Source organism: Xanthobacter autotrophicus (assembly GCF_005871085.1).
In the GTDB taxonomy this organism is placed as follows: domain Bacteria; phylum Pseudomonadota; class Alphaproteobacteria; order Rhizobiales; family Xanthobacteraceae; genus Xanthobacter; species Xanthobacter autotrophicus.
On the sequence record NZ_VAUP01000015.1, the window covers coordinates 1 to 22,909 of the forward strand.

At 63.4% G+C, this 22,909-nt stretch carries 23 protein-coding genes and 1 pseudogene; 7 read left to right on the forward strand and 17 right to left on the reverse strand.

What is annotated here, in order from left to right:
- Nucleotides 1-122: 122 nt before the first annotated feature.
- The 11 genes and pseudogenes from FBQ73_RS04740 to FBQ73_RS04785 form a co-directional block, all read right to left on the reverse strand.
- A pseudogene (locus tag FBQ73_RS04740) lies at nucleotides 123-281 on the reverse strand (DUF736 family protein); the annotation flags it as partial.
- A 375-nt stretch (nucleotides 282-656) separates the two neighbouring features.
- Nucleotides 657-1,160 carry a hypothetical protein gene (locus FBQ73_RS04745; protein ID WP_246089572.1) on the reverse strand — a complete coding sequence of 168 codons (504 nt, stop codon included), beginning with the start codon at nucleotides 1,158-1,160 and terminating at the stop codon, nucleotides 657-659.
- Nucleotides 1,161-1,297: 137 nt separating this feature from the next.
- Nucleotides 1,298-1,465, reverse strand: coding sequence for a hypothetical protein (locus tag FBQ73_RS22675; RefSeq protein ID WP_170218748.1), 168 nt, complete (start codon nucleotides 1,463-1,465; stop codon nucleotides 1,298-1,300).
- Nucleotides 1,466-1,849: 384 nt separating this feature from the next.
- Entirely contained in the window at nucleotides 1,850-2,770 is a 921-nt protein-coding gene (locus FBQ73_RS04750) for a DUF2493 domain-containing protein (protein ID WP_138398368.1), read from the reverse strand.
- Between the two features lie 341 nt (nucleotides 2,771-3,111).
- Nucleotides 3,112-4,149, reverse strand: a complete 1,038-nt coding sequence (locus tag FBQ73_RS04755) for a DUF7146 domain-containing protein (protein WP_138398369.1) — start codon at nucleotides 4,147-4,149, stop codon at nucleotides 3,112-3,114.
- A 90-nt stretch (nucleotides 4,150-4,239) separates the two neighbouring features.
- Nucleotides 4,240-6,303: a ParB/RepB/Spo0J family partition protein gene (locus tag FBQ73_RS04760; RefSeq protein WP_138398370.1), complete on the reverse strand. Its 2,064-nt coding sequence runs from the start codon at nucleotides 6,301-6,303 to the stop codon at nucleotides 4,240-4,242.
- Nucleotides 6,304-6,476: 173 nt separating this feature from the next.
- Nucleotides 6,477-7,670, reverse strand: coding sequence for a DUF932 domain-containing protein (locus tag FBQ73_RS04765; protein ID WP_138398371.1), 1,194 nt, complete (start codon nucleotides 7,668-7,670; stop codon nucleotides 6,477-6,479).
- 142 nt (nucleotides 7,671-7,812) lie between these two features.
- A protein-coding gene (locus tag FBQ73_RS04770) for an IS5 family transposase (RefSeq protein WP_138398372.1) occupies nucleotides 7,813-8,564 on the reverse strand; the annotation gives its coding sequence in 2 pieces (ribosomal slippage) (nucleotides 7,813-8,234 and nucleotides 8,234-8,564; 753 coding nt in all).
- 266 nt (nucleotides 8,565-8,830) lie between these two features.
- A complete protein-coding gene (lspA, locus tag FBQ73_RS04775) occupies nucleotides 8,831-9,370 on the reverse strand; it encodes a signal peptidase II (RefSeq protein ID WP_138398373.1) in 540 nt (179 codons plus the stop codon).
- Nucleotides 9,363-11,558, reverse strand: coding sequence for a heavy metal translocating P-type ATPase (locus tag FBQ73_RS04780; RefSeq protein ID WP_138398374.1), 2,196 nt, complete (start codon nucleotides 11,556-11,558; stop codon nucleotides 9,363-9,365). Before FBQ73_RS04780 ends, lspA begins: the two co-directional genes overlap by 8 nt.
- A 22-nt stretch (nucleotides 11,559-11,580) precedes the next feature.
- Nucleotides 11,581-11,835, reverse strand: a complete 255-nt coding sequence (locus FBQ73_RS04785; protein ID WP_210236668.1) for a heavy-metal-associated domain-containing protein — start codon at nucleotides 11,833-11,835, stop codon at nucleotides 11,581-11,583.
- Nucleotides 11,836-11,929: 94 nt separating this feature from the next.
- Here FBQ73_RS04785 and FBQ73_RS04790 point away from each other — a divergent pair, with 94 nt between their 5' ends.
- The 5 genes from FBQ73_RS04790 (at nucleotide 11,930) to tnpC (ending at nucleotide 16,401) form a co-directional block, all read left to right on the forward strand.
- The gene (locus FBQ73_RS04790; RefSeq protein WP_138398375.1) at nucleotides 11,930-12,340 is read left to right on the forward strand and encodes a MerR family transcriptional regulator; all 411 of its coding nucleotides are present in this window, start codon (nucleotides 11,930-11,932) and stop codon (nucleotides 12,338-12,340) included.
- A 200-nt stretch (nucleotides 12,341-12,540) separates the two neighbouring features.
- On the forward strand, nucleotides 12,541-13,947 hold the full coding sequence (locus tag FBQ73_RS04795) for an IS1182 family transposase (RefSeq protein ID WP_138398376.1): 1,407 nt from the start codon (nucleotides 12,541-12,543) through the stop codon (nucleotides 13,945-13,947).
- A gap of 89 nt (nucleotides 13,948-14,036) precedes the next feature.
- Nucleotides 14,037-14,438 carry an IS66-like element accessory protein TnpA gene (gene tnpA / locus FBQ73_RS04800; RefSeq protein ID WP_138398377.1) on the forward strand — a complete coding sequence of 134 codons (402 nt, stop codon included), beginning with the start codon at nucleotides 14,037-14,039 and terminating at the stop codon, nucleotides 14,436-14,438.
- Nucleotides 14,435-14,782, forward strand: a complete 348-nt coding sequence (tnpB, locus tag FBQ73_RS04805; protein WP_138398378.1) for an IS66 family insertion sequence element accessory protein TnpB — start codon at nucleotides 14,435-14,437, stop codon at nucleotides 14,780-14,782. Before tnpA ends, tnpB begins: the two co-directional genes overlap by 4 nt.
- Before the next feature lie 62 nt (nucleotides 14,783-14,844).
- On the forward strand, nucleotides 14,845-16,401 hold the full coding sequence (gene tnpC / locus FBQ73_RS04810; RefSeq protein ID WP_138398379.1) for an IS66 family transposase: 1,557 nt from the start codon (nucleotides 14,845-14,847) through the stop codon (nucleotides 16,399-16,401).
- Nucleotides 16,402-16,599: 198 nt separating this feature from the next.
- Here tnpC and FBQ73_RS04815 read toward each other — a convergent pair whose 3' ends face one another.
- From FBQ73_RS04815 to FBQ73_RS04825, 3 genes are read right to left on the reverse strand one after another with little or no spacing between them, the layout of a single operon-like run.
- A complete protein-coding gene (locus FBQ73_RS04815) occupies nucleotides 16,600-17,121 on the reverse strand; it encodes a hypothetical protein (protein WP_138398380.1) in 522 nt (173 codons plus the stop codon).
- A 21-nt stretch (nucleotides 17,122-17,142) separates the two neighbouring features.
- On the reverse strand, nucleotides 17,143-19,137 hold the full coding sequence (locus FBQ73_RS04820) for an ATP-binding protein (RefSeq protein WP_138398381.1): 1,995 nt from the start codon (nucleotides 19,135-19,137) through the stop codon (nucleotides 17,143-17,145).
- A 2-nt stretch (nucleotides 19,138-19,139) separates the two neighbouring features.
- A complete protein-coding gene (locus tag FBQ73_RS04825; protein WP_246089573.1) occupies nucleotides 19,140-20,054 on the reverse strand; it encodes an SIR2 family protein in 915 nt (304 codons plus the stop codon).
- A gap of 212 nt (nucleotides 20,055-20,266) precedes the next feature.
- On the opposite strand from FBQ73_RS04825, the gene FBQ73_RS04830 reads away from it, so the two are divergent.
- On the forward strand, nucleotides 20,267-21,346 hold the full coding sequence (locus FBQ73_RS04830; protein WP_138398383.1) for an IS630 family transposase: 1,080 nt from the start codon (nucleotides 20,267-20,269) through the stop codon (nucleotides 21,344-21,346).
- Here the strand turns inward: FBQ73_RS04830 and FBQ73_RS04835 are convergent.
- From FBQ73_RS04835 to FBQ73_RS04845, 3 genes are read right to left on the reverse strand one after another with little or no spacing between them, the layout of a single operon-like run.
- Nucleotides 21,335-21,679: a hypothetical protein gene (locus tag FBQ73_RS04835; RefSeq protein ID WP_246089574.1), complete on the reverse strand. Its 345-nt coding sequence runs from the start codon at nucleotides 21,677-21,679 to the stop codon at nucleotides 21,335-21,337. The genes FBQ73_RS04830 and FBQ73_RS04835 overlap by 12 nt on opposite strands.
- The gene (locus FBQ73_RS04840) at nucleotides 21,676-22,119 is read right to left on the reverse strand and encodes a PIN domain-containing protein (protein WP_138398384.1); all 444 of its coding nucleotides are present in this window, start codon (nucleotides 22,117-22,119) and stop codon (nucleotides 21,676-21,678) included. Before FBQ73_RS04840 ends, FBQ73_RS04835 begins: the two co-directional genes overlap by 4 nt.
- On the reverse strand, nucleotides 22,116-22,418 hold the full coding sequence (locus tag FBQ73_RS04845; protein WP_012116544.1) for a hypothetical protein: 303 nt from the start codon (nucleotides 22,416-22,418) through the stop codon (nucleotides 22,116-22,118). Before FBQ73_RS04845 ends, FBQ73_RS04840 begins: the two co-directional genes overlap by 4 nt.
- A gap of 252 nt (nucleotides 22,419-22,670) precedes the next feature.
- Between FBQ73_RS04845 and FBQ73_RS04850 the strand changes: the two genes are divergently transcribed.
- Nucleotides 22,671-22,898, forward strand: a complete 228-nt coding sequence (locus FBQ73_RS04850) for a hypothetical protein (RefSeq protein WP_210236669.1) — start codon at nucleotides 22,671-22,673, stop codon at nucleotides 22,896-22,898.
- Nucleotides 22,899-22,909: the final 11 nt, after the last annotated feature.

Consider the following 22,909-nt stretch of genomic DNA (forward strand, 5'->3'; position numbering starts at 1 on the left):
CTCCGCTTCCCGCGGGGCGCCCACCTTCCAGCCCGCAATTATGCGGAGCAGAACCCCCGCCGAAACCGGCGGCAACACAGACCTTACAGGCCGGCGCTCTGCATAATCCCGCTCTCCGCATAATCGATGCGGCCCACCAGGACCCGGTGGCTGGGGGCGTTCTCACCGTTGGTCCGCAGGTCGGGGACGATGCGCACGCCCTTGGCCTGGACGCTGAGGGTGACGATCTCGCCGGTGAACTCGTTCGCGCCGGTCTTCTTGAAGGTGCCGATGGTGGCCATGGTAAATCTCCCGTCTTCCGTTTCCGAGCCCGCACCATTGCGGACTCGATGGCGATCGGAAGGCCGGAGGCGACCGACGCCGCATCGCCTCGGGGTCCCCGTCGCGCTCGCGCGATGGGGTGAGAATTGCGACCGGAGCGCAGCGGAGGATGGCGCGAGAGGGACTTTCTTGCCTCGCGAGGAATGACGGCTTCAGCCGGCAGGGGACGAAAGTCATGATGCGCCGTTGCGGCAGAGGCGGTCGAGGCGCAGCCGTCCTTGGGCCAGATCCGCCCATTGGAGAGGCCGTTTGGAGCGGTCGACCGACGGATACCGAACGGGGATTATGGCGACCCGCCGCAACCTCACGGAAGACCGGCCTGATCCTCTTCGGCTTCACGTCCCCCGTTCCGGGCCGGCTCCGTGTGCTTCCGCAGCCAAGGTTACAACCGGCCAAGATCGCTCCCACCATGCACTGGTCCGCGACTGACCGCCAGGCGCTATGCTCGCGACCCGCAACAGCGTCGTGATGCCGATGGCAACAGCGCCGATGATCGAGAAGACGATCTGCCACGTCTCGGACGACATGGCGAGCTTCGCGATACCATGGGTGGCGTGATAGCCGGCGAAGACGGCGGGGGCGACGAAGACGAGCGCAACGAGGAACCGCGCCCACATCGGACGAACGATCACGAGCAGAACCTGGCCGATGCCGAGCGTGACGCCCCCGGCGATCAGGCCAAAGACGATCGCACCGAGCCAGCCCGCTCCGGTATTGTATGCCCAAGTGCCGGCGCTGACGGCAGCGAAGAACGGCAGCACGAAGACGGCGAGCGTAAACAGCAGCCAGCAGAATAATACGATGGCGGCGAGACCGAGCGGGATGCCGAGGAAGATCATGGTGGTGTCTCCGTGAGGAAAGCTCTGACAGTTGCGCCTTCCACCACCACCGCGGCGCGATCACCAGCATAGCAAGGGAAGATGGATGCCGGAATCCCAGCAAGGGAGATACCCGGCACGTCATGCGTACACCTCCGCTATCTGGCGAAGGGGTCGATTTCCCGAACGATCTGCGAGGCATCACCGTCGAATTCGTCGGCCGGTACGACCGACAGGCTGCCATCTCCGGCGCGGAAGATCACGATGACGACCATCAGGGTCTTGGCGAGGCTGAGGGCGAAAGCCTGTGCATCGTTGGAGGACATGGGGTCCGGCTCCTGCTCGAAGCGGAGGACCATCCCCCGCTGACAGGCGCCCGACGGGTCCGGCCGAGGGCCGCAATCACCGCGCAGGCGAAGCGGAGCGGCGGCACGCTATGCGTAGCCGACCCCTTGCGGGTTGATGGCGTCAAGCCCTCGGTCGGACCAAGGATCAGCGCTAAAAAAGCGGGGGTGGATCGTCGCTCGAAGATCGGCAGGTGCGGCCGTCTCCCTGCATAAGCAGGCTCTGGCGGCTTTGTTCAGCTACACGTCTGATGAGTACAGGTCCTGCTCGTCTGTCTGGTAAAAATCGATAACGGAGCCAGCACTTTCATGAGAAACGTTCAGGGCTCGTGAAATACGATTCCGAAGGTGGAGGAAGGGCAGCGCTCATGCGCCACCCACCCCGAAGCGGTAGACCGGGACGCCGAGCTTGCGGGCCTTGTCGGCGAGATTGTCCTGGATGCCCGTGCCGGGGAAGATGATGACCCCAATGGGCATGACCGAGAGCATCTGGTCGTTGCGCTTGAAGGGAGCCGCCTTGGCGTGCCGGGTCCAATCGGGCTTGAAGGCCACCTGCGGCACCTTACGGGCATCGGCCCAGCAGGCGGCGATCCTTTCGGCACCCTTCGGCGAACCGCCGTGCAGCAGCACCATGTCCGGGTGCTTGGCGTGGACCTGGTCGAGCTTGGTCCAGATCAGCTTGTGGTCCACCGTGTCGCCGCCGGAGAAGGCGATCTTGGGTCCGGCGGGCATCACCACCTCGGTCTCCGAACGCCTTCGGGCGGCGAGGAAATCGCGGCTGTCGATGAGGGCCGCAGTGAGGTGTCGATGGTTCACCATGGATCCGGTGCGCGGGCGCCAGGCTGAGCCGGTGTGGCGCTCGAAGGCATCGGCGGCTTCGTCGCGCATCAGCTCGAAGGCATCGCGGCGCTCCACGAGGCTCTGCCCCTCGGCGATGAGGCGTTCCAGTTCCACCGAGCGCACCTCGCTGCCGTCCTGCTCCTGCTGGCTGCGGCGCTGGCCCTGCTCATTGTCGTCGAGGGTACCGGAGATGCGGCCGGCGGCACGGTGGAAGAGATGGACAGTCGACCACAGGAGATCGGATAGATCCGGCTCGAGGAGGGTATCCTGCAGCGTCGCGATCAGCGCATCGAAGATGTCTGCGATGGCGCCGGTGATGCGGTCGGCCTCGGGAAGCGGCCGGGGATTAGGCTCGTCCTCGAAGGGACGATATCCGTAGAGCTGAAGTTCCTGCAGCAGGTGATCGGTGGGAGAAGAGGCGTGGGGTTCGTCGTGCTCGGTGCTCATGGGAGGCTCCGTCGGTTGGACCGCAGCCTTGCGGCCTTCATGGCGACGAAGCCGGCGGGCGGGTCGGACCTGCACCCCGCGGGAAGCGCGGGGCCGGAGCGTGAGCGGAGGATGGCGGAGGCCGGCGATTTTGTTTCGCGATGGAAAGGCGGTGGCAGGGGACCCGCGACGCCTGCGTCGTGGGGAAACACCGGCGCCGGAAAATCGTCGGCCGTAGCCATTGCCGGGACGGCGCGACTGCTGGCCGATCGCCCTCTGGAAGGCCTGGCTGCGGATCCTCTGTCGACGGTGTGAGCCTCTGAGCGTGGCGTTAGCGTATCCCCGCTCCCAGTTCCTCCAGGTCACGGGCTCAACGCCATGAAGCGGCTGACATCCTCGGGAGCAAGATGGCATCGGAGTCGCGCCCGCAAGGCGTCAACGCCAAAGGCGCGCAGATCCTCGTTGAAGTCGCCGAGCGTTGGCGAGAGCACGATGGCCTCGACCCTGGCGGAGTTCGCTCGTGCGGTTAAGCTGTCTCGTGCTGTGACGCCGGCAGGATCGTTGTCGCGGACGATGTAGAGCCGCCGCAAGCCAGGTGGGAAAGCGATGACGGCAAGGTGTGCGGCCGAGAGCGCCGCTGCCATGGGGAGGTTGGGCAGCGCCGTGCGCACGGAGAGGGTGGTCTCGATGCCCTCACTGGCGGCTAGAACGTCGTCAGGCCTACCGAAGCGAACGGCATGCTCCAGCAGGTGGCCCATGGCCCTTCGTGGCGTGGCGATGCTCGCTTTGTCGGACCCATCGGGAGCGAGCCATGTCCGGTGGATGCCCGTGATCCGTCCCCTGAGATCGGTGACGGCGGCAATCATGGCCGGCAGGGGTTGAATGGGTTCGCGTGGATCCGGGCGGTAATAGCAGCGCGGGTGAAAGCGGAGACTTCCGGTTTCGTGCAGAGCCGTGATGCCGCGGTTCCGCAGATACTTCTCCACGATTGTGCCCGGAATCGACTGTGCGGCGGCGAAGAGACGACGTGCCGAGGTGACAGTGTCACGTGAGGAACATTGCTTTCCGCCATGGGGAGCTTCCGCTTCTCGTGAGATTGGTGGAAGGCGCAGAAACATTTCGGCCTCTGCAGCCACTTCGGAGAAGTGGGACAGGCCCCGGCTTTCGCGGATCACGTCGAGGAGATCACCGTGCTCCCCCGTCGCTGCATCGGTCCATTTGCCGGCGGGGCCTTTCGCACTGTCTCGCAACCGCACGAACATGGAGCGGCCGGGCGAATTGCGGACATCGCCCACCTGCCAATAGTGCCCCTGTCGCCGGCCGGCCGAGAGATAATGTCGGCAGATTGCCTCCGCCTGCCGCCCCAACTGCCGGGCGAGATCGTGCGCAGCATCCGTCATGGGAACGCTCCAAGAGAAAGGCCCGCCGTCCGGGCCACGCGACAGGGGGAGCGCGAGGCGACGGGCGGCGGGCCAGGTTGCCCGGGAGGATTATTCGGCAGCGATCGAGGAGGAGATCGCTTCGGGCTCCTCAGTGTCGGCGAGGTCCTCGCTGTCGGCCATGGCCGTTTCGCCGTCAGTCTCCGCCGTCTCTTCGCCGGCGGTGTTGGAGGGCTGGGTCCGCAGCGGTTCCGGGAGCCAGCCGCTGTCGGCGAGGAGGGTTTCAGCCTCCCGCGCCATGTCGCCCTTCTTGAGGTGGGCGATCCGCTCGGCTGCACGTTCCCCCTTCGCCTCGGTCACCGCCTGCAGGATGCGGGCCTTGGTGACCCTGCCGAGGAAGGTGTCCACCGTGGGCTTCCATCCGGCCGCCGCCATGTCGAGCCCTACCGCCTGCGCCAACCGGTCGGCATGGGCGAAGGCGCGGGGACGGCGGTTCCAGGCCTCATGCACCACATTGACCGAGAGACTCACCACATGGGCGAACAGTGCAGCCTGGCTGTCACGGTCCCACCCGCTCAAGGTGTCCCAGAGCAAGCCCGACTCCTTGGGGAGTGCCTTGGCCCAGCTCTCATGCCGGACACGGATAGCCTCAGCCGAGACGCTATCGTTGAGGTCCGGCGCCTGGGCATTGAACGAAACACTCTTGAGATCGAGCTCAAGGCAGCTGTCCGAGCCGTAGGCGTAGAAGGCCTTCAGCGTCAGGGCATGGACCGCGGCGAGGAAGGCGACATCGGGCTGTTCGCCCAGAACATGGCGCAGGCCGAGGGTGCGGTGGGTGGTCAGCTCGGTGAGCAGCCGGTCGGAGATGGGGGTGAGGCCGTCTTCTTCCTCGGGCTCAGCACGAGCAGCGGACGATGCTGCCTCCTCGCGAGGTCCCGAAGGCGCATATGTGTCACCATCGGTCTCGATGGAAGGGTCATGGTCCTCTTCGACCGGCACCTCGTCCTCCGGGCGGACAAAACCCCGTTCCACCCGCAGCTTTCCATGCAGTGCGATGCTGACGAAGGCTCCGGCCCGGACAATCTCCGCTGGATCGAACACGAGGGGCCGCGTCTCGAAGGCCTCCAGCATCGCCTCGAGTTCCCCGAGCCGCGCGTCGACCCCTTCGGGAAGCTCGTCGGCATCGGCGTGCTCTTCGGAGAGGCGATCGTACTCCGCCTGGGCGACCTCCCGCGCAGCTTCCTCCTCTTCGGTCAGCGGCGTGGGTTCGCCCCGCAGCTGGCGCAGGCCGTAGGTGTGGCCATAGGCGAAGTCCGGCGCCACCTCGATCCACTTCCAGCCTTCGCTCCGGATCATGTCGGCCTCGACGGCGAGCTTCTCCGCCACCATCCGGTCGACGAGGGGCACATCCTGCAGCCAGCCACCGTCATCACCCTGGAACAGGTCGCGCAACACGGTGCCGCCGACCGTCTCATAGGCCTCGATGCCGATGAACTGGACTCGCTTGTCGGATGCCCGGACTGCGCCTTCGGTCAGCATGCGTCGGATGGCATAGGGCTGCTTGTCGTAGGTCTGGGCGAGACGCTCCAGCACCTGCTCCTGCCGCTCATGGTCACCGGAGACGGTGAAGGCCATGAGCTGATCGAGAGTGAGGCCGTCCTCGGCGTACACATCGAGGAGCTTCGGCGAGACGGAGGCGAGCTTCAACCGCTGCTTCACCACGGCGACCGAGACGAAGAAGGCGGCCGCGATCTCCTCCTCGGACTGGCCCTTCTCCCGCAGAGCGAGGAAGGCGCGGAACTGATCGAGGGGATGCAGCGGTGCGCGCTGGACATTCTCTGCGAGCGAATCCTCCTCGGCGATACCGCCTTCGCGCACGATGCAGGGCACGGGCGCAGTCTTGGCGAGGCGCTTGCGCTTCACCAGCAGCTCCAGCGCCCGATAGCGCCGCCCGCCGGCTGGGATCTCATACATGCCGGTTTCGACGCCATCGGCGTCAATAACAGCGCGAACGTTGAGGCCCTGGAGCAGGCCGCGCCGGGCAATATCCTCGGCGAGTTCCTCGATGGAGACACCGGCCTTCACCCGGCGGACGTTGGACTGGCTGAGCACCAGCTTGTTGAAGGGGATATCGCGGGACGAGGAGAGGGTGATCTTCTGAACGGCCGTGGCCATGGGATATTTCTCCGCGACGGGCGGCCGGAGATCCTCTCTCTGGCCTCCAACACGTCACGAAGCACGGCGCCGCCCTCTGCCTCTGAGGACGGCGCCGCAGAACCGACGATCCGGAAAGCCGGCACCACACAAAGCCGGAGACACGGCGTTCCGCATCTCCGGCTTTGTGGATCTCAGGCGGCGCGGTCGAGGAGCTTCTTCGCCCGCGCCTCCAGATCGAGGCGGGCATCCTGGTGCGGCTTGTCCCGGGCCACAGCCGTGATGCCTTGGACGAAGTCGAAGATGCTCTCGGGCTTGCGGCCTTCTTCGGCGAGCACGGTCTCGATCACTTTCTGCGTCTCGGCCTTGGAGAACCCCTTGCGGCGCAGGAACTCTGTACGGTCCTCGTCGGTGCGCGCCACGATGCGCTCGCGGGCCGCCTTGATGCCGTTGACGAAGGGCATGGGGGAGGAGTTGGCGAAGCGCTCCAGAGCTGGCGCCGCCTGATGGGCGAAGCGCGAGGCGGCATACTTCGAGTGGCGAATGGTGATCTCCTCGAAATCCTCCACACCCCAGAGGTTGCGGTTCTGGCAGACCGCCCGCAGATAGAAGCTGGCGATCCCCAGCGTCTTGGCGCCCACCTCCGAGTTCCAGCAATAGAAGCCGCGGAAGAACAGGTCAGGCGAGTCGTCCGGCAACCGCCCGGCCTCGATGGGGTTGAGATCGTCCACCAGGAATAGGAAGACGTCCCGGTCCGAGGCATAGAGGGTGGTGGTATCCTTGGTGATGTCGACGCGGGGATTGTAGATGCCGGTCGACCAGTCGAGCACGCCGGGCACCTTCCAGCGGGTGTCGCCGGCGCCATTACCAGCAATGCGACGCACCGCATCCACAAGCTCATGGTCGTATATGCGGCCATAGTCGGGCCCGGTCACGGCCCGCAGCTCGACGCGGCCATCCTCCACCTCCAGCGTCTTCACCTGCTCGGCGCGGTGCGTCAGCAGGCCGTGCTGCAGGTTGATGCCGGCGAGCGGCGCAGGAAGCTGGCGCAGATAGGACGCCGGGGCCCCGATCAGGCTCGCAAGCTGGCTGAAGCTCCAGTGCGTCGGGGCAACAGGTGCCTCCCTGCCAGGCAGCGCGAGCGTCAGCCGGTCCGGCACCTCTCGGCTCGCTTCGACGCGAATAGCCGCGCTCTCCACAGTGCGCGTCCGGCTCCGGTCGGACCGGCCGCGCACCGCGCCATACAGCTCAGACAGGGACAGATAGCGCTCGTCCACCGGCCGGGAGAACCACTCCGACGACACGCGGCCGACGCGCTCGCCGCGATTGACATCCACCTTATACCCGCCGCTCGGATCACCGCGGGCGTCCAGAACCTGTTCGTTCATGGGATCGTTCTCCATGACGGGCGCCGGCAGCCTCTCTCCCGGCAGTCAACCCGTCACGGAAAACCGGTCCACCCTCTCACTCTTGAGGGGCGTTGCGGGGCAGGCTGTGCGAAAACCCAAACGGATTAGGGCCTGTGGGGATTCATCGCGAATTGATGACGGCAGCGGCGAGGTAGATCATTGCAGAGAAGCTCTGATCAGTTTTGTCGGCGCGCATGGCGATGCGCTTGAACTCCTTGAGTTTGCAGAAGAAGTTCTCGATGAGGTGACGCCATTTGTAGAGTTCGCGGTCGAGCGGCCGCGGCTTGGCGCGCCGTGAATGCTGCGAGATGACCATCTTGGCACCGCGTGCGTCAAGATCGGCGATGATGGCGTTGCTGTCGAAAGCCTTGTCGGCGATCAGGCCGCCGAACTCGATCCCGCCGAGCAGCGGCTCGACGCCGACGGTATCGAACCGGTGTCCCGGCAGCAGCTCGAAGCGCACAAGGTTGCCGAGCGCATCGGTCAGCGCGAGGATCTTGGTCGTCATGCCGCCCTTGGAGCGTCCTATGGCCTGGCTCTGAGACCCCCTTTTGCGCCCTGTCCGTGACGGTGGACCTTGACGATCGTTGCATCCACCATGGCGTACTCCATGTCGGGCTCGTCCGAGCAGGCCTCGAAAAGCCTCACGAAAACATCGGCTTTGCGCCAGTCGCTGTAGCGCCGGAACGCCGTGCTCCAGTTGCCGAACACAGCCGGCAGATCGCGCCACGGACTGCCGGTCCGCGCGATCCAGAGCACCGCCTCGATAAACCGACGATTGTCGCCGCCACTGCGCCCAGGGTCCGTCGGCTTGCCCAGACAATGCGGTTCCATCTTCGCCCATTGGGCGTCGCTCAGCACATATCGATCCATCAGAAGCGTGAATCACAATCCAAACGCTTTGTGAATCCCCACAGGCCCTAGTTGGCTGGAGCAGGTGGCCAGACTTGAGGTCCGCATTACGGCCGGAAGCTTTGGACGGTCTTCGACGCCAGCCGGACCGCCGGGCGATTTAGGACGTGTGTCCGGGTGCGAATGGCCAAACGCATGGCGATAGGAACGAGGCCGACGGCCATCATTCCTCGCCGTGAAGGCGGTCAGGAGGCTCACATCTAAGGAGGGGGTTCACAACTCGGCACTCAGGACGAAGCGTGGAGCCTGGCGCGCGCAGGTTCGCCCCTCCCGCCGACCAGAAGCAGCAGCGCGACGCCGGCGAAGATGGCGCTGTCGGCGAGATTGAAAGAGGGCCAGTGGTAGCCTGCGACGTGGAAGTCCAGGAAGTCCGTCACGGCGCCATGCCGCAGGCGATCCACGACGTTTCCCAGCGCGCCCCCGGCGATGAACCCGACCGCGGCAGTCGTTCCGGGGCGCTGAGCGCGCGTCATCCAGACGACGAGGCCCACGATGACCGCGAGGGCCAGTGAGGCCAGCAGCCAAGGCATGGCCGGATGGTCCGCGGACAGCAGGCCGAAGCTGACGCCGCGGTTCCACCCCAACACCAGGTTGAAGTACGAGGTGACCGGGATGACGCGGGGTAGATCCATGAGCTCTGTAAGCACCCACCACTTCGTCACCTGGTCCAGTGTGAACGCAAGCAGTGCGGTGGCCGCTCCCCACGTCCAGACAAGGCGAGACCCGGACGGCCGCAGGGCTGCCGCTTCGGTCACGTCCTCACCCATGTGCAGCCGCTCCTTTGAACCGGTATCCGAGCAGCCGCAGCGCGTTCAGTGTCACCAGCACGGTCGCCCCGGTGTCGGCCAGAACGGCGGGCCAGAGGCCGGTGATGCCGACCACCGTCGTCACGAGGAAGACCGCCTTCAAGCCGAGAGCAATGGCGACGTTCTGATGAATGTTGGCTAGGGTGGCGCGCGAGAGCCCGACCAGGGCGGCGACGTCCGTAACCCGGCTATTCAGCAGCGCAGCATCGGCGGTCTCGAGCGCCACATCAGTCCCGCCGCCCATGGCGATCCCGACCGACGCGGCAGCGAGCGCGGGCGCATCGTTGATGCCGTCGCCGACCATGGCCACGGACGCCTGCGCCCTGAGGGCGCCGATCTCGCGCAGCTTGTCCTCGGGCAGCAGCCCCGCTTTCACCTTGAGGCCAAGCGTTGCGGCAATGGCCTGTCCCGTGCGGATGTTGTCGCCGGTCAGCATGATGGATTGGATGCCCATGGCGTCCAGCGCCCGGATGCCTGCGGCGGCGTCAGCCCGCGGCTCGTCTCGCACGGCGATGAGCCCGATTGGCGCGCCGTCCAAGGATACGACGACCACAGTCTTTCCTTGGTCCTCCCATTCCACGATCATTCGGTCCGCCTCATCCGGAATCCGCGCCTGCTCGGCGGCGTAGCGGGGCGAGCCGACACCGACCCTCTTGCCGGTGACGACTGCCTCGACGGCCTTGCCCGGAATGGCCCGCGAATCCTTGGCGGGGCGCAGCGGGATGCCCTCCGCGTCCGCTCGATCAAGGATGGCGCGGCCGAGCGGATGGCTGGACCCATTCTCCGCCGCGGCGGCGAGACCGAGCATGGTCCGCTCCGAGCCGGAGAGGGCGAGGACGTCGGTCACGCGCGGGCGCCCCTCGGTCAGGGTGCCGGTCTTGTCGAAGGCGACGGCGCGGATCCGACCGATAGTCTCCAGGGCGCCGCCGCCCTTCACGAGCAGGCCGCGCCGGGTGCCGACCGCCAGTCCGGAGGCGATGGCCGCGGGCGTCGAAAGAACCAGGGCGCAGGGGCAGGCCACCAGCAGCAGCGCCAGGCCGCGATAGATCCAGGTGCCCCAATCCGCGCCAAGGAAAAGCGGCGGCGCGACGGCGACCAGCGCCGCAACGACGACCGCGATTGGCGTGTAGATGGCGGAGAAGCGCTCGATGAACCGCGCCGTCGGCGCCTTGGCTTCCTGCGCCTCTTCGACCAAGCGGATGATGCGGGCGATCGTGTTGTCGGAAGCGGGCCTCGTTACGCGGACCTGCAGCGCGCCGGAGGCGTTGATGCTGCCCGCGAAGACCGGGGCGCCCTCGGTCTTAACCACCGGAACCGACTCGCCGGTCACCGGGCTTTCGTCGACCTCCGACTCTCCCTCGGCTACCTCACCGTCAGCCGAGACGCGGTCGCCTGGACGGACTAGGACCAGATCGCCAATTTTCAGGCTGGCTGCGGGCACCTCCCGCGCCATTCCTTCCTCGACGCGCAGCGCCGTCCTCGGCACCAGGGCGCCGAGCGCCTCAATTCCCGCCCTCGCGCGTCTAGCCGCGATGCCCTCGAGCAGTTCGCCAACGGTGAACAGGAACACCACGACAGCCGCCTCGGACGTCGCGCCGATGGCGATGGCGCCGACCGTCGCGATCGACATCAGCATCTCGATGGAGAAGGGTGAACCAGCGCGCGCCGCAGCGATAGCCTTCCTGCCGAAGAACGCGAGGCCGAGCAGAGCGGACGGCAGATAAGTCCAGTGGCCCAGCGAGGGAACGGTGAGGGAGGCGGCGAACCCTGCGACCGTCAGGGCGCCGATGACAGCAGCCAGACGGGCCTTGGCACCCTTCCACCAAGCTTGGCTGGCACGGCCGCTCCCCTCGTCCTCTATGGCCGCGCCGGGTTCGCTGGCCGCCACCCGCAGCGCCTCGACTGGGGCTACGCCGTAACCGAGCTTGCGGATCTGCTCCTCGACAGCCGTGCGGGGTGTGGCCGCCTCATCCAGCCGGAAGGCCAGCACCTGGGCGTGGTAGTTGACCCGGATGTCCTCGGCACCCCCGAAGCGACCGACCGCCGTCTCGATCTTCGAGGCGCAGGACGGGCAGTCCATGCCCTCGACATTGTACCGCAGGACGACTCTGGTCCCGGAGTCTTGTTCGACCGTTCCACCGTTAGCCATCGCCTTGCCCTCCTCGCCAGATTCACGCCAGAGGGGCGACGCCGTAGCCGAGACCGCGGATCTTTTCCTCGACGGTCGACCGCGGTGTGGCCGCCTCGTCAAGCCGGAAGCCCAGGACCTGCATCTTGAAGTTGACCTGGATATCTTCAGCGCCGCCCAACTGCTGGACCGCGTCCTCGATCTTCAGGGCGCAACTGGAGCAATCCATACCCTCGATCCGATAGCGCAGGGCTACCCGCGGCGGGGTCTCGGATATCGTCGTTTCGTTGTTCGTCATCGCTCGCGCCTTTCTTTTCAGGCAAGCCCCAGCCATTGCGGCGGAGACTGAAGCACCCTACATGGACCCTGTAGTCACTATAGGGTCAAGGGGAATGGCCACGGAAAAATTCTTGAATATCGGCGCGCTCGCGAAGGCAACCGGCACAAAGGTGGAGACGATCCGCTGGTACGAGCGGGTACGGCTGCTCCCAGCGCCTGCGCGCAGTGCCGGGAACTATCGGACCTATGACGAGGCCCATCTCGGGCGGCTGAGCTTCATCCGGCGCGCCCGGGACCTCGGCTTCTCGTTGGAACAGATTCGCGCCCTGCTCGATCTTGCTGAGGATCGCGAACGCTCCTGCGAGGCCGTGGACGTAATCGCCCGCGAACATCTAGGCGAGGTAGACCGGAAGATCGCCGACCTCCAGGCCCTGCGCCTGGAGCTGGATTCTGTTATCGGGCAGTGCCACCACGGCAATGTGGCAGAGTGCAGGATTATAGAGGCTCTTGCCCCGCCGAAATAGCCGAGATGGCGAATAATCACTCTGAGGCTAAAATCCGCTTTCCACTCACCGAGATCGTCCGGGGGATCTTCTTGGTTCCGAAAGCACTCATCCAAATGAATTTCTTCGTTTTTATGTTCTAGAGACGAAGATCATTCTGTCCATAAAACACTAATACTCTTAGAATCTGCACATCGTCGAATCTGATTCTAGAGGTGCTTGTGAGTTTCATCAAAGGAACAGATCGCGGCCAAGTCAGCCTACTCCCGGCTTGCGTTGATGACTATGTCGCGCACGACGCGCTCGTGCGTGTTGTCGATGTGTTTGTCGCCAGCCTGGACCTGTTTGAGCTGGGCTTCAGCCGTACCATCGCGGCGGCCACTGGCCGTCCCGGTTATCATCCGGACGACATGCTTCGGCTCTACATTTGGGGCTATCTCAACCAAATCCGGTCGTCGCGCCATCTGGAACGGGCGTGCGTCCGCGATCTGGAAGCTCTTTGGCTACTTCGCCAACTCGCCCCCGACTACCGAACCATCGCGGCATTCCGGCACGACAATCCGGAAGCCATCGTCGCGGCGAGTGCCGCCTTCATCCAATTCTGCCGTGAGGTTGGGCTGATCAGCGGTCGATTGGTCGCGCTGGACGGGACAAAGATGCGCGCCGTCGCGAGCTCGAAGAGCATCGCTGGCGCGGATCGCCTTGCCCGAGATATGGCGCATACAGAGAAGGAGATCGCTTATTACCTTGATCGCCTCGACATCATGGATGAGGGGGTGGCTCAGGGCTTCGACGATCAGCCGAATCATCGGCAGGCGTTCACCAACGCGATAACCTCGCTGAACCGCCGGAAGGACCGCCTCACTCGCCGGCAACAGGTGCTGGCAGATCGCGACGAGAAGGTGCTGGTCTTCGGAGAACCCGACGCCAAGCCGATGGGTTACGGGCACTCTCCCAAGATGCCTAGCTATAACATGCAGAGCGTCGTCGATGTAGATAGCGGGCTGATCATCCATCACGATGTAGCCAACGAGGCGAACGACAGTCAGCTTCTGCACCCCATGTCGATGGCGACGATGGAAGTGCTGGAGGTCGACACGCTCAAGATCCTGGCCGATGGCGGATATTCCAACGCCCAGGTGGCGCAGTGCGAACGCGACAATGTGGAGGTCGCGGCGCCGATCAAACGGGGCGCCATGAGCGCCGATTTCTTTCGCCCAACGCAGTTTGCTTACGACGAGCTTTCCAACACGATCCGGTGCCCCGCAGGCGAGACATTGAAACCATCCGGGAAGCACACGCGTAACCGCGCGATCCGATACCGAACGTCCGCCTGTATGGGCTGTCCGCTGAAAAGCCGATGCACGCCCGGCGATCAGCGGACGATTCACCGGCTTGTCGATCAAAGCGCTCTTGATCGCATGGAGGCGCGAATCTACGCCGATCCGAGCTTGATGGTGACGCGCCGATGTACTGTCGAGCATCCCTTCGGAACGATAAAGCGAATGTCCGGTGGCGGACGCTTCCTCACACGAGGGCTCAGAGCAGTGAAGGCAGAAGCAGCGCTCTCGATCCTAGCATTCAACATCCTCCACGCAGTGAACGCCTTCGGCTCGGAACGACTGTAAGCGTCCGGTGAGTTCCCCTTTGTGATTTCGGCGATGCAGCTGAAGTTACGTCACTAATTCCGTATTTAGCGACGTAACGAAGGTGTGGGATGGGCCGGGTTGAGATTTTGACGGGGGTCGAGCGGCGTCGGGGTTGGTCGGATGAGCAGAAGCTGGCGATCCTGGACGAAGTGGTATCGAGCGGACTTGGCGTGTCGGCGATCGCCCGTCGCCACGATGTTGTACCGCAACAGATTTATGCATGGCGCCGGCAATTCCGATCTTCTGCAGGCGCCGACCGAGCCGCGCCGATGTTCCTGCCTGTGACTGTTGTTGGTGCCGAGCCTGTCGAACAATTGCGCGCTGAGCCGCCGCCCGGTCGCGAGAAGCCGGCTGCGGCGCGCTCCGGTCGGATCGAGATTCGTTGCAAGGGCGGCCGGGTGCTGAAGGTCGAGGCCGGGCTTGATGCCGAGATCTTATGTAGGCTGATCCGTTCGGTGGAAGGCGCATGATCGGACCCGGCTCGGCCGTGCGGGTTTATCTGGCATGCGGATCGATCGATATGCGCAAAGGCATCGACGGCTTGGCCGCGCTGGTACAGGCCGATTTGCGGCAGAAGCCCACGTCTGGTGCCGTCTTTGCGTTCCGTGGCAAACGCGGTGACAGGATCAAGCTTCTGTTCTGGGATGGGCAAGGGTTCTGCCTGTTCTACAAGGTCCTGGATAAAGGCCGCTTTCCCTGGCCGTCGGCGGCGGATGGCACCGCGCGGCTGACGAGCGCCCAGCTCTCCATGCTCTGGGAGGGCATCGACTGGCGTCGACCGTCATGGTCGGCTCCGCCCATCAGAACGGCATAAACATGAATGATTCCATAAGCTTCAATCTGGCCTAAGGGCGGCAAATCAGCTAGTATTCGCTGATGATGCAAGCTGCGGCCGACCTGCCCGATGACATCGACGCTTTGCGTGCGATCATCGTTGCGCAAGCAGCGGAACTTGCCGATCAGGCCCGTCGGCTGCAGTCGCGCGATACGTTGATCGAGAAGCTGAAGGCGCAATTGGTGCTGTTGCGCCGGTCGCGCTTCGGGGCCAGTTCCGAGAAGATCGACCGGGCGATCGAGCAGCTCGAACTGGCGCTGGAAGACATTGAGACGACATCGTTCGAGTCCGTGGCTCCGGTTCAGGAGAGCGAGCCTGAGCGGGCCAAGCCGTCCCGACAGCCTTTGCCGGACCACCTGCCGCGCCACGAGGTTCTGCACGAGATCGCGGCATGCAGCTGCCCGACCTGTGGTGGCACCGACTTCCTGAAGGCGAGCACGGCCGTCACCGAGGTGCTGGACTACGTCCCAGCTTCATTCAGGGTGGTCCGGCATTTGCTGCCGCGCCTTATCTGCAAAGGGTGCGACACCGAGATCAAGGCCGCGATGTCTGCGCCGCCAATCGAGCGTGGCAAGCCAGGACCGGGCCTCATCGCCCACGTGTTGGTCGCCAAATATTGCGATCATCTGCCGCTCTATCGCCAATCCGAGATCTATGCCCGCGAGGGTGTCGATATCGCCCGCTCGACGATGGCGGATTGGGTCGGCAAGGCGAATGCTTTACTGGCACCGTTGGTCCAGGCGCTGCGCGACCATGTGTTTGCCGGCGATCGCCTGCATGGTGACGACACGCCTGTTCCGGTGCTGGAACCAGGCAAAGGCGCGACAAAGACGGGCCGGCTCTGGGCCTATGTACGCGACGGCCGCCCATACGGCGACGAGACGCCACCGGCGGTTTGTTACTTTTACAGCCCTGATCGCAAAGGCGAACATCCCAAACGGCATCTGAAAGACTTCGCTGGCGTGCTGCATGCCGACGGCTATGCCGGCTTCAAAGACCTCTATGTGTCCGAGAAGCCAGGCGAACCGGCTCGGATCTCCGAAGCTGCTTGCATGGCCCATGTTAGGCGCAAATTCTTTGATCTGACGGCCTCGGGGCCGACACCGATCGCCGATGAGGCCTTGCGGCGTATCGGCGATCTCTACGATATCGAAGCCGAAATCCGCGGATCTCCATCTGATCGGCGGCTCAAGGAGCGAAAAGCGAAGACCAGGCCACGCTTTGACGCTCTGCGGCGCTGGTTCGACGCTCAACTCAGCCAGTTGCCGCGCAAATCCTCCACGGCTGAGGCGATCCGCTATGCCACAACCCGATGGCAGGCTCTTGACCGCTTCATCGACGACGGCACAATCGAGATCGACAACAATGCGGCAGAAAGGTCGATCCGCCCGATCGCACTTGGTCGCAAAAATTGGCTGTTCGCCGGCTCCGACAAAGGCGGCGAACGTGCCGCCGGCATTCTGTCGCTGATCGCAACCGCCAAGCTCAATGGCGTCGAGCCAGAGGGATATCTTCGAGACGTGCTCACACGGATCGCGGATCACCCGATCAGCAGGATCAACGAACTCCTACCATGGAAACTTCAGGCAGCCCAATGACGGGCATCACCGGACGCTTACGAACGACTGACCCCAGCAAGGTGAGCAAGACGGGAGCCTTCTGCGATCCGCATCGCGGTCATGTTGTTGAGTTTTGGCACAGCCTGGGGGGCTCCCCGCTCGATGGGGTCGGCCGAGACCTGGCTCGGCCGCAGGGGAAGGCTTTCCCCTAGCAGCATCACATCAGAAGAGCCGGATTCATTCAGGCAGGCTCGGGAACAGGAAATAGATCCAGTCGGCGCAAGCCGCCAGGATCTTCAGCGCCATGCTGGGGGAATGAATTTCAACGCTGCCGTGGGACAGACCATTACGTAATGCGATAAGCGCCTCGACAGGATCGGCCATCAGCATGCCGCCCTCGACCATTGGCGGCAACGCGCCCGTTTTGCGTGCTCGATCGACCAGATTGCGCAGCGTGCCGCGTGCGTCTCCACCATGCCCATTCAAACGAAATTTGAGCGCCAGCTCGCAAGCTCCGAATGCTTGGATTTCTCTCACCACGAAGAGATCGTAGTCAAAAAAGGCGTAAAGCATGACGCTACGCGCTCTGTCGAAGGCCTTTTGAACCTCTATGGGTGCCGCACCCTTCAAGCCGACATCAATTATTCCGGCATGATGGTCTCGAAGCGTCATTCGACGCGCGACATCTTGCTCAATAACATAGAGGTCAGCGAACCGGGGATCGGGCTCGAGAAGGGAGTCGAATGGCTTGAGAGACATGAGGCAGGTGGCTCCTCTGAGCTATGCGCCCCAAGCATCAATGATTTGGCGCAGAGGAAACGGAGCCCTTTCCTTCGACCATTCGTGGTACGGCGCTGCCGTCTGGCTATAGGGGCCAGGCTCCGGTCGATCGAACTGAACCCGCGCCGGGATATGGAACGCGCTTCCGAAAACGATCGCCTCGCCCGACGACAAAATCGTCACCTGATCGAGCAAACGCCGCGCCTGCATCGGGATGATGCGTCGGAAATGGTCGATGTCGTCCGGGTTCTGCAGACGATGGCTGATGAAGTTGGCACACTGGCTGATAATTGTCTGGCTGATCTCGCTCGGTCGCTGGCTGGCGATGATCAGTGAGAGGCCAAACTTCCGTCCCTCCTTGGCGATACGCTCATAGGCGAGACGTGCGAGGCGATGGCCGCGGTCTTCGTCCGATCGCGCCGGCCGCGCGTAGTTGTGCGCCTCCTCCAGGACGAGCACCCAAGGATGCTTATAGCGTGATGCCGCCGGTAATCGTTCCCTTGCCTCAAGGAGTACGCGCCCGATGACGGCGCAAGCATAAGGGAGAATCTCGTTCCCCAACATGGATAAGTCGAGCACCGACACCTTAGGCCCGCCCGCATTGCCGAGACCAAAACGGGAAAACCACGATGCCAGATCTCGGATGCTGGTTTCGGCGTCTTCATAATTGAGAAACGAATGCCAGCGTTTATCGTCGAGGCGCGTCTTCAACCTCAGTTTCAACGTCGTGAGGTGTGCATCGACCCTTATGGTATCTTCCTTGGACACCGCTCGATTGATCAGGGATGGATCTGTCAACGTCGAACGGGAGATGCGCAACGGTGAATCGGCTGTCCGAGCGGCAGTCTCGGCGACATGGCTGCCGCCGATGATCTTTGCGCGGATTTCATCCTGGAGCTTTCGAGCCTCGGCTTCGATCTGAGCAGCATTCGCAAGGACCTCTTGATTGAAACCGGTGATCGCTTTGTGCGATGCGAACAGAGTCTCAAATGAGGCTGTATCGATGTCGGAATTCGCCAGATAGCCTATAATCAGATCGCAATATGAACCAGCCGATTTCCGTTGTATCTTTTGGAGATCGGAAAGCAGCTTTTCGATCGAGCTTAAAGCACTCTGGAATGTATTAAGATTCGAAACCTCATCAGCATTCCCGCCCTTCGCGATCGCCCACCAGTCCTTCAGGACCGGCTCCTGCGTTTGTTCGGCAGCGCTCAACCAAGCGCAGATCTCTTCAGCATTGAGAAACCAGAGTGGAAGGCCGAATTCTTCACCGTTGAGGTAGATGCGATCGGGCAATCGTGTGACAGTCTTGCCTGTTGGGAATGCCTTTTCATACTCGCCATTAATGTCGAGGATAAAGACATGCGGCTCCTCGGCAGCACCATCGAGCGCCTTCATCGCCTTCTGGATCAGGCTGGAAACGGAAAAGGACTTGCCCGAGCCGGTGTTGCCGACGATCGCCAGAGGGCGCGAAAACAGATCGTTGTAGGAGGCGCGCACGACATTGCGCGTCTGGCCCGTTGGAAACCCGATTTTCAGGTCGTAGTCGAAGTCCTTGTCATCATAGCCTTCTGGCCTATTGCGCCGCGGCGGAAGCTCGAACACAGCGCGCAGCACGGCCGGCGATCCGATTTCAGCAGGGGTATCGAGGGTTGGCAGAACGGATATGCCCGGGCTGAAGGAGGCGTCGTCATCAATGTTCTCGATCGTGCCCAGCAACTGCACGCTGGCGATCCGGCGTGGCTTCATCAACTCAAGGCTGAGGTCGTCGCCACTTGCAGGGTCGAAGCTCTCGCGCGCCTCGAGGTCGGTAATGATGCCGATGACGGTTTCGCCCGCCCCCAATGAAAATGTCAGGTAGGCGTTGATGGCGATCGCGACCTGGACGCCGTCAAGGGTCGCGCGAAGCGCCGAGCGGGTTTCGGGCAAAAGCTCGACTTTCACCCGAAACCCCTGAACAGCGACGATGTGGCCGACAAGTCGAGGATTATCCATGGTCAAGCCCCCGTATCAGGTTCGGCGGGCATTGCAGACGAGGCGATCTGCTTTTCAAAACGACGCAGACGCAGGAAATCGTCGAGCCATTGGACGTCGGGCATCGCCGACCGCGCAAAATCATCAAAGGTCGCGTGCTTGAACGTGGCAGCCGCAAAGGCTGCGTCGGTCGGGCACAACACGAAAGCGCGCTTGCCAAGATCCTTGTACCGCCGGATGCGCTCGACGACCGGGCTCTCCGGATTGGGCTCCACCACCAGCATAACCAGCGACGGGTTCATCAAGGCACTCTCGATGATTCGGCTGACATGATCATCGCCGAAGCCGTAGCCGAGGACGAGCAGGAACGTCTGAGGGATGCCGAGGCGCACTTGGAATGATCGGAAGAGATGCGCATACGGCATCGTCAGCGTCTGCGTGAACTTATTCGCGGTCGGCAGAATACCGACCGATGCGGTTCCCTCGGCAAGATCAACGAGTGCGGCTGCCTTCTCCTCCGGCTTCAAGTCCACATAGGCTCGGAACGGCGCGAGGTCGGGGTGCCGCGCCCGCATCTCGCCATCCTGCTCGAACCAGTGAATTGACCCATGCAGCTTGTAAAAATGCAGGAACTTGTCGAAGCGCCGGACTCGGCCTTCGGCGACTTCCCCCGGATAATAGACGTCAAGGCCGTAGACGGAGGGATCGAACCGCGCTGCGGCGCGGCCGGTGAACCCATCGAAATACTGGATGCCGAGCAACTCCAGCGCCTGCTCGAACAGGGTGTCGTAGTTCAACGTGAAAAGATGAGTTCGCCCGAGATTGCTATCTCGGGCGACGAGCTTGGAGAGAAATGCGAGCTGCGGCGGGGTCTCGCTTGTCGACTTCGCCATGGCCTTATCGGGCAAGGACAGCGCGCATTCTGCGAAAATCGACATGCGCAGACGGTTTACGAACCACTGGAGATCGTCAAAGCTTGGTGCGGGCGTGCTCGGCCAGGTGACACCGGAGAATGGTGCGTCTTTCGACTGGCCAATGACCAAGGCGTTGGCGACGAAGGATAGCCAAGCTTCGAAACCTAGTGGATTGACCGAGACGGAAGAGTCCGTTGGTGGATTCCGTTTGGCGCCGGACTGTGCTTGTCTGGCGCATGCGCAACGGGATCACAATCATTCTCGGCGAGGCGGACCGGCGGCGGCTTGACGCCCTGGTCGCGGATCGCAACACCCCGCAGAAGCACGTCTGGCGCGCCCGGATCGTGCTCATGAGCGCCGACGGCGTCGGCACCCACGCCATCATGGCCGAGACCGGCACGGCGAAGACCACCGTCTGGCGCTGGCAGGCCCGCTTCATGGCGGAAGGCGTCGAAGGGTTGCTGCGCGACAAGACGCGGCCCCCGGGCAAGGCTCCCGTGGCGCAGGACAGGGCCTCGGCCGTGGTCGCCATGACGCTGAAGCCGCCGCCCCATGAGGCCACCCACTGGACCACGCGGGCCATGGCCAAGGTCGCGGGACTGGCGGTCTCCACGGTGCAGAAGATCTGGAAGGCCCATGGCCTGGCCCCGCATCGCTGGCGACAGTTCAAGCTTTCCAACGATCCCGCCTTTGCCGAGAAGCTGCACGATGTCGTCGGGCTCTATGTCAGCCCGCCGGCCCATGCCCTGGTGCTGAGCATCGACGAGAAATCGCAGATCCAGGCGCTCGACCGCACCCAGCCCGGACTGCCGCTGAAGAAGGGCCGCGGCGCCACCCTGACCCACGACTACAAGCGCCACGGAACCACCACGCTGTTCGCCGCACTCGATGTCCTCACCGGCGCGGTGTTCGGGCGGAACATGCAGCGCCACCGGCATCAGGAGTTCATCCGCTTCCTCAACGCCCTCGAGCGCGACATCCCGGCCGGCAGGCTGGTCCACGTCATCCTCGACAACTACGCCGCCCACAAGCACGAGAAGGTGCGGGCCTGGCTTGACCGCCATCCGCGCTGGACCTTCCACTTCACGCCGACGTCCAGTTCCTGGCTGAACGCGGTCGAGGGCTTCTTCGCCATCCTGACGCGCCGCCGGCTGCAGAATGGCGTCTTCCGGTCCGTCGTCGATCTCCAGGCCGCCATCAACCGCTTCATCGGCGAACACAACCAGACCCCAAAACCCTTCATCTGGCGCGCCGACCCCGAAGCTATCATTGCCGCCAGGAACCGTGGGTTCCAAGCGTTGGAGTCAATCCACTAGCGTCGGTTCATCGATAAAATTAGCCAGCCAGACGGCGTCCCTCCGCGCCTTGATGATGGGGCCGATTGAGGCAGGCACATCCGGGAGGGCCTCGATCGTTTCGAAGACAGCGGTTTCAAGATTCGCCATGGTCTTCCCGCCGGCTGAAACCGACGTACCGGAACCCGTCAAAACCACGAGGTTTTCCATGCGTAGCCATTCGGATATCAGAGCTTGGAGGCGAACCCGCCCCTGTTTCTGGTCAAGCCCAAGCAGAAGATCTCCAGCGTTGCCGTCTTCGGTCAGACCGATGAGCTGGTACTCGATGGGTACAGGCGGCGCTGCCGTCATCATTCTCCCCCCTCCAGGCCGTCACGCAACGGATTGATGATCTGGAGCCCGGCGAAGTCCTTCTCGTTGTCAGTCACCACCACGCATTCATTCGCACCGGCGACGGCGGCGATGATCATGTCGAGTCCGCTACGGGGACGACCCGCCACCTTGCCCTCCGCCATCAGCCGCGCCCAGATCAGGCCGGCCTTGGCGTCGAAGGATAAAATGCGGCCCGTGAACAGGGCCTGCGGCCCCTCCGGCCCGACAAACCAGGCGTCGAGCGCATCGCGTTTCTTGCCGCGGGGCTTTTCCAGAATGCCACGTCGAATTTCAGCGACGGTCAATGAAGCAATAAACAGGTCCTCGTCGCGCTGTGCTGCCATCCAAGCCAGCAACGCCGCCGACGGCTGCGGCTTGACGATATTGCTGATGATGTTGGTATCGAGGAGATAGCGCGTCACAGATCGACCTTACGCCCCTCTTCACGCGGGCGGGAAAGATCAAGCTCCGCGCCCACCAGCGGCGAGCGGCGTAAAGCGGTGAGGATGCCGCCGGGCTTGGGTGGTTCGCCAGCGACGACTGTCTTCACGGCCGCGCGAACCTGCTCCGCTTCCGGCCCTTCCTCAGCCAGACGACGGGCAAGAGCGCGTATCAGCTCGCGATCGGATTCGAGCGCCATGATCTCGAAGCGCGTGAAGCCGCGCTGCGTCAGACGGGCGCGGTAATTCTGGATCGCTCTCTTCTGTGCAGCATTGCCCATGGCCACCCTCCATGCTATATCTGGATATATAGTCCAGATTTGTTGTGCAGACAAGTGAGGACGCGATGGCGAAACGCGTTTCAGACAGGCTTGGCCAGAGAGCGGATCGCCGCGCCATCCGATGCCGGTATTTTCCGTCTGCTGTGATGCGCTTTTCTACGCCGGATGGCGCCAGAACCGGCAACAATATGCTGAATGCCGTCGAATACTCTCCGTTGATTTGCGTTGCTTATACTTCGATTCACAACAATCGTGAAGCCGATCAACTTGCAATCGCTATCGAACGGCGCAACGATGGACCAGGACAAACGCCAGCAGCAAAGGAGCGCGCTTCGGCTCGTCGAGCCGGAACTGTCGCTCGTGCGCCGCGGCGACGGTCCCGACCCGCGCCTGAGCGAGTTGGCTCGCCTGCTCGCCCGTCGTGCTGCGCGGGAGGTGTTCGAAGAGCAGATAAAGGAACGCAGCACGACGCGCTCCTGACACCTCAGGAG

Excerpts from the sequence above, each read along its gene's own strand:
- FBQ73_RS04815 (WP_138398380.1), bottom strand. The coding sequence starts at position 17,121 with ATGTCTCTCAAGCCATTCGACTCCCTTCTCGAGCCCGATCCCCGGTTC.
- FBQ73_RS04750 (WP_138398368.1), bottom strand. The coding sequence starts at position 2,770 with ATGAGCACCGAGCACGACGAACCCCACGCCTCTTCTCCCACCGATCAC.
- FBQ73_RS04820 (WP_138398381.1), bottom strand. The coding sequence starts at position 19,137 with ATGGATAATCCTCGACTTGTCGGCCACATCGTCGCTGTTCAGGGGTTT.
- FBQ73_RS04785 (WP_210236668.1), bottom strand. The coding sequence starts at position 11,835 with ATGACGAACAACGAAACGACGATATCCGAGACCCCGCCGCGGGTAGCC.
- tnpC (WP_138398379.1), top strand. The coding sequence starts at position 14,845 with ATGATGCAAGCTGCGGCCGACCTGCCCGATGACATCGACGCTTTGCGT.
- FBQ73_RS04765 (WP_138398371.1), bottom strand. The coding sequence starts at position 7,670 with ATGAACGAACAGGTTCTGGACGCCCGCGGTGATCCGAGCGGCGGGTAT.
- FBQ73_RS04845 (WP_012116544.1), bottom strand. The coding sequence starts at position 22,418 with ATGGGCAATGCTGCACAGAAGAGAGCGATCCAGAATTACCGCGCCCGT.
- FBQ73_RS04745 (WP_246089572.1), bottom strand. The coding sequence starts at position 1,160 with ATGATCTTCCTCGGCATCCCGCTCGGTCTCGCCGCCATCGTATTATTC.
- FBQ73_RS04780 (WP_138398374.1), bottom strand. The coding sequence starts at position 11,558 with ATGGCTAACGGTGGAACGGTCGAACAAGACTCCGGGACCAGAGTCGTC.
- FBQ73_RS04790 (WP_138398375.1), top strand. The coding sequence starts at position 11,930 with ATGGCCACGGAAAAATTCTTGAATATCGGCGCGCTCGCGAAGGCAACC.
- FBQ73_RS04830 (WP_138398383.1), top strand. The coding sequence starts at position 20,267 with ATGCGCAACGGGATCACAATCATTCTCGGCGAGGCGGACCGGCGGCGG.
- FBQ73_RS04835 (WP_246089574.1), bottom strand. The coding sequence starts at position 21,679 with ATGATGACGGCAGCGCCGCCTGTACCCATCGAGTACCAGCTCATCGGT.
- tnpA (WP_138398377.1), top strand. The coding sequence starts at position 14,037 with ATGGGCCGGGTTGAGATTTTGACGGGGGTCGAGCGGCGTCGGGGTTGG.
- FBQ73_RS04755 (WP_138398369.1), bottom strand. The coding sequence starts at position 4,149 with ATGACGGATGCTGCGCACGATCTCGCCCGGCAGTTGGGGCGGCAGGCG.
- FBQ73_RS04760 (WP_138398370.1), bottom strand. The coding sequence starts at position 6,303 with ATGGCCACGGCCGTTCAGAAGATCACCCTCTCCTCGTCCCGCGATATC.
- tnpB (WP_138398378.1), top strand. The coding sequence starts at position 14,435 with ATGATCGGACCCGGCTCGGCCGTGCGGGTTTATCTGGCATGCGGATCG.
- FBQ73_RS22675 (WP_170218748.1), bottom strand. The coding sequence starts at position 1,465 with ATGTCCTCCAACGATGCACAGGCTTTCGCCCTCAGCCTCGCCAAGACC.
- FBQ73_RS04825 (WP_246089573.1), bottom strand. The coding sequence starts at position 20,054 with ATGTCGATTTTCGCAGAATGCGCGCTGTCCTTGCCCGATAAGGCCATG.
- lspA (WP_138398373.1), bottom strand. The coding sequence starts at position 9,370 with ATGGGTGAGGACGTGACCGAAGCGGCAGCCCTGCGGCCGTCCGGGTCT.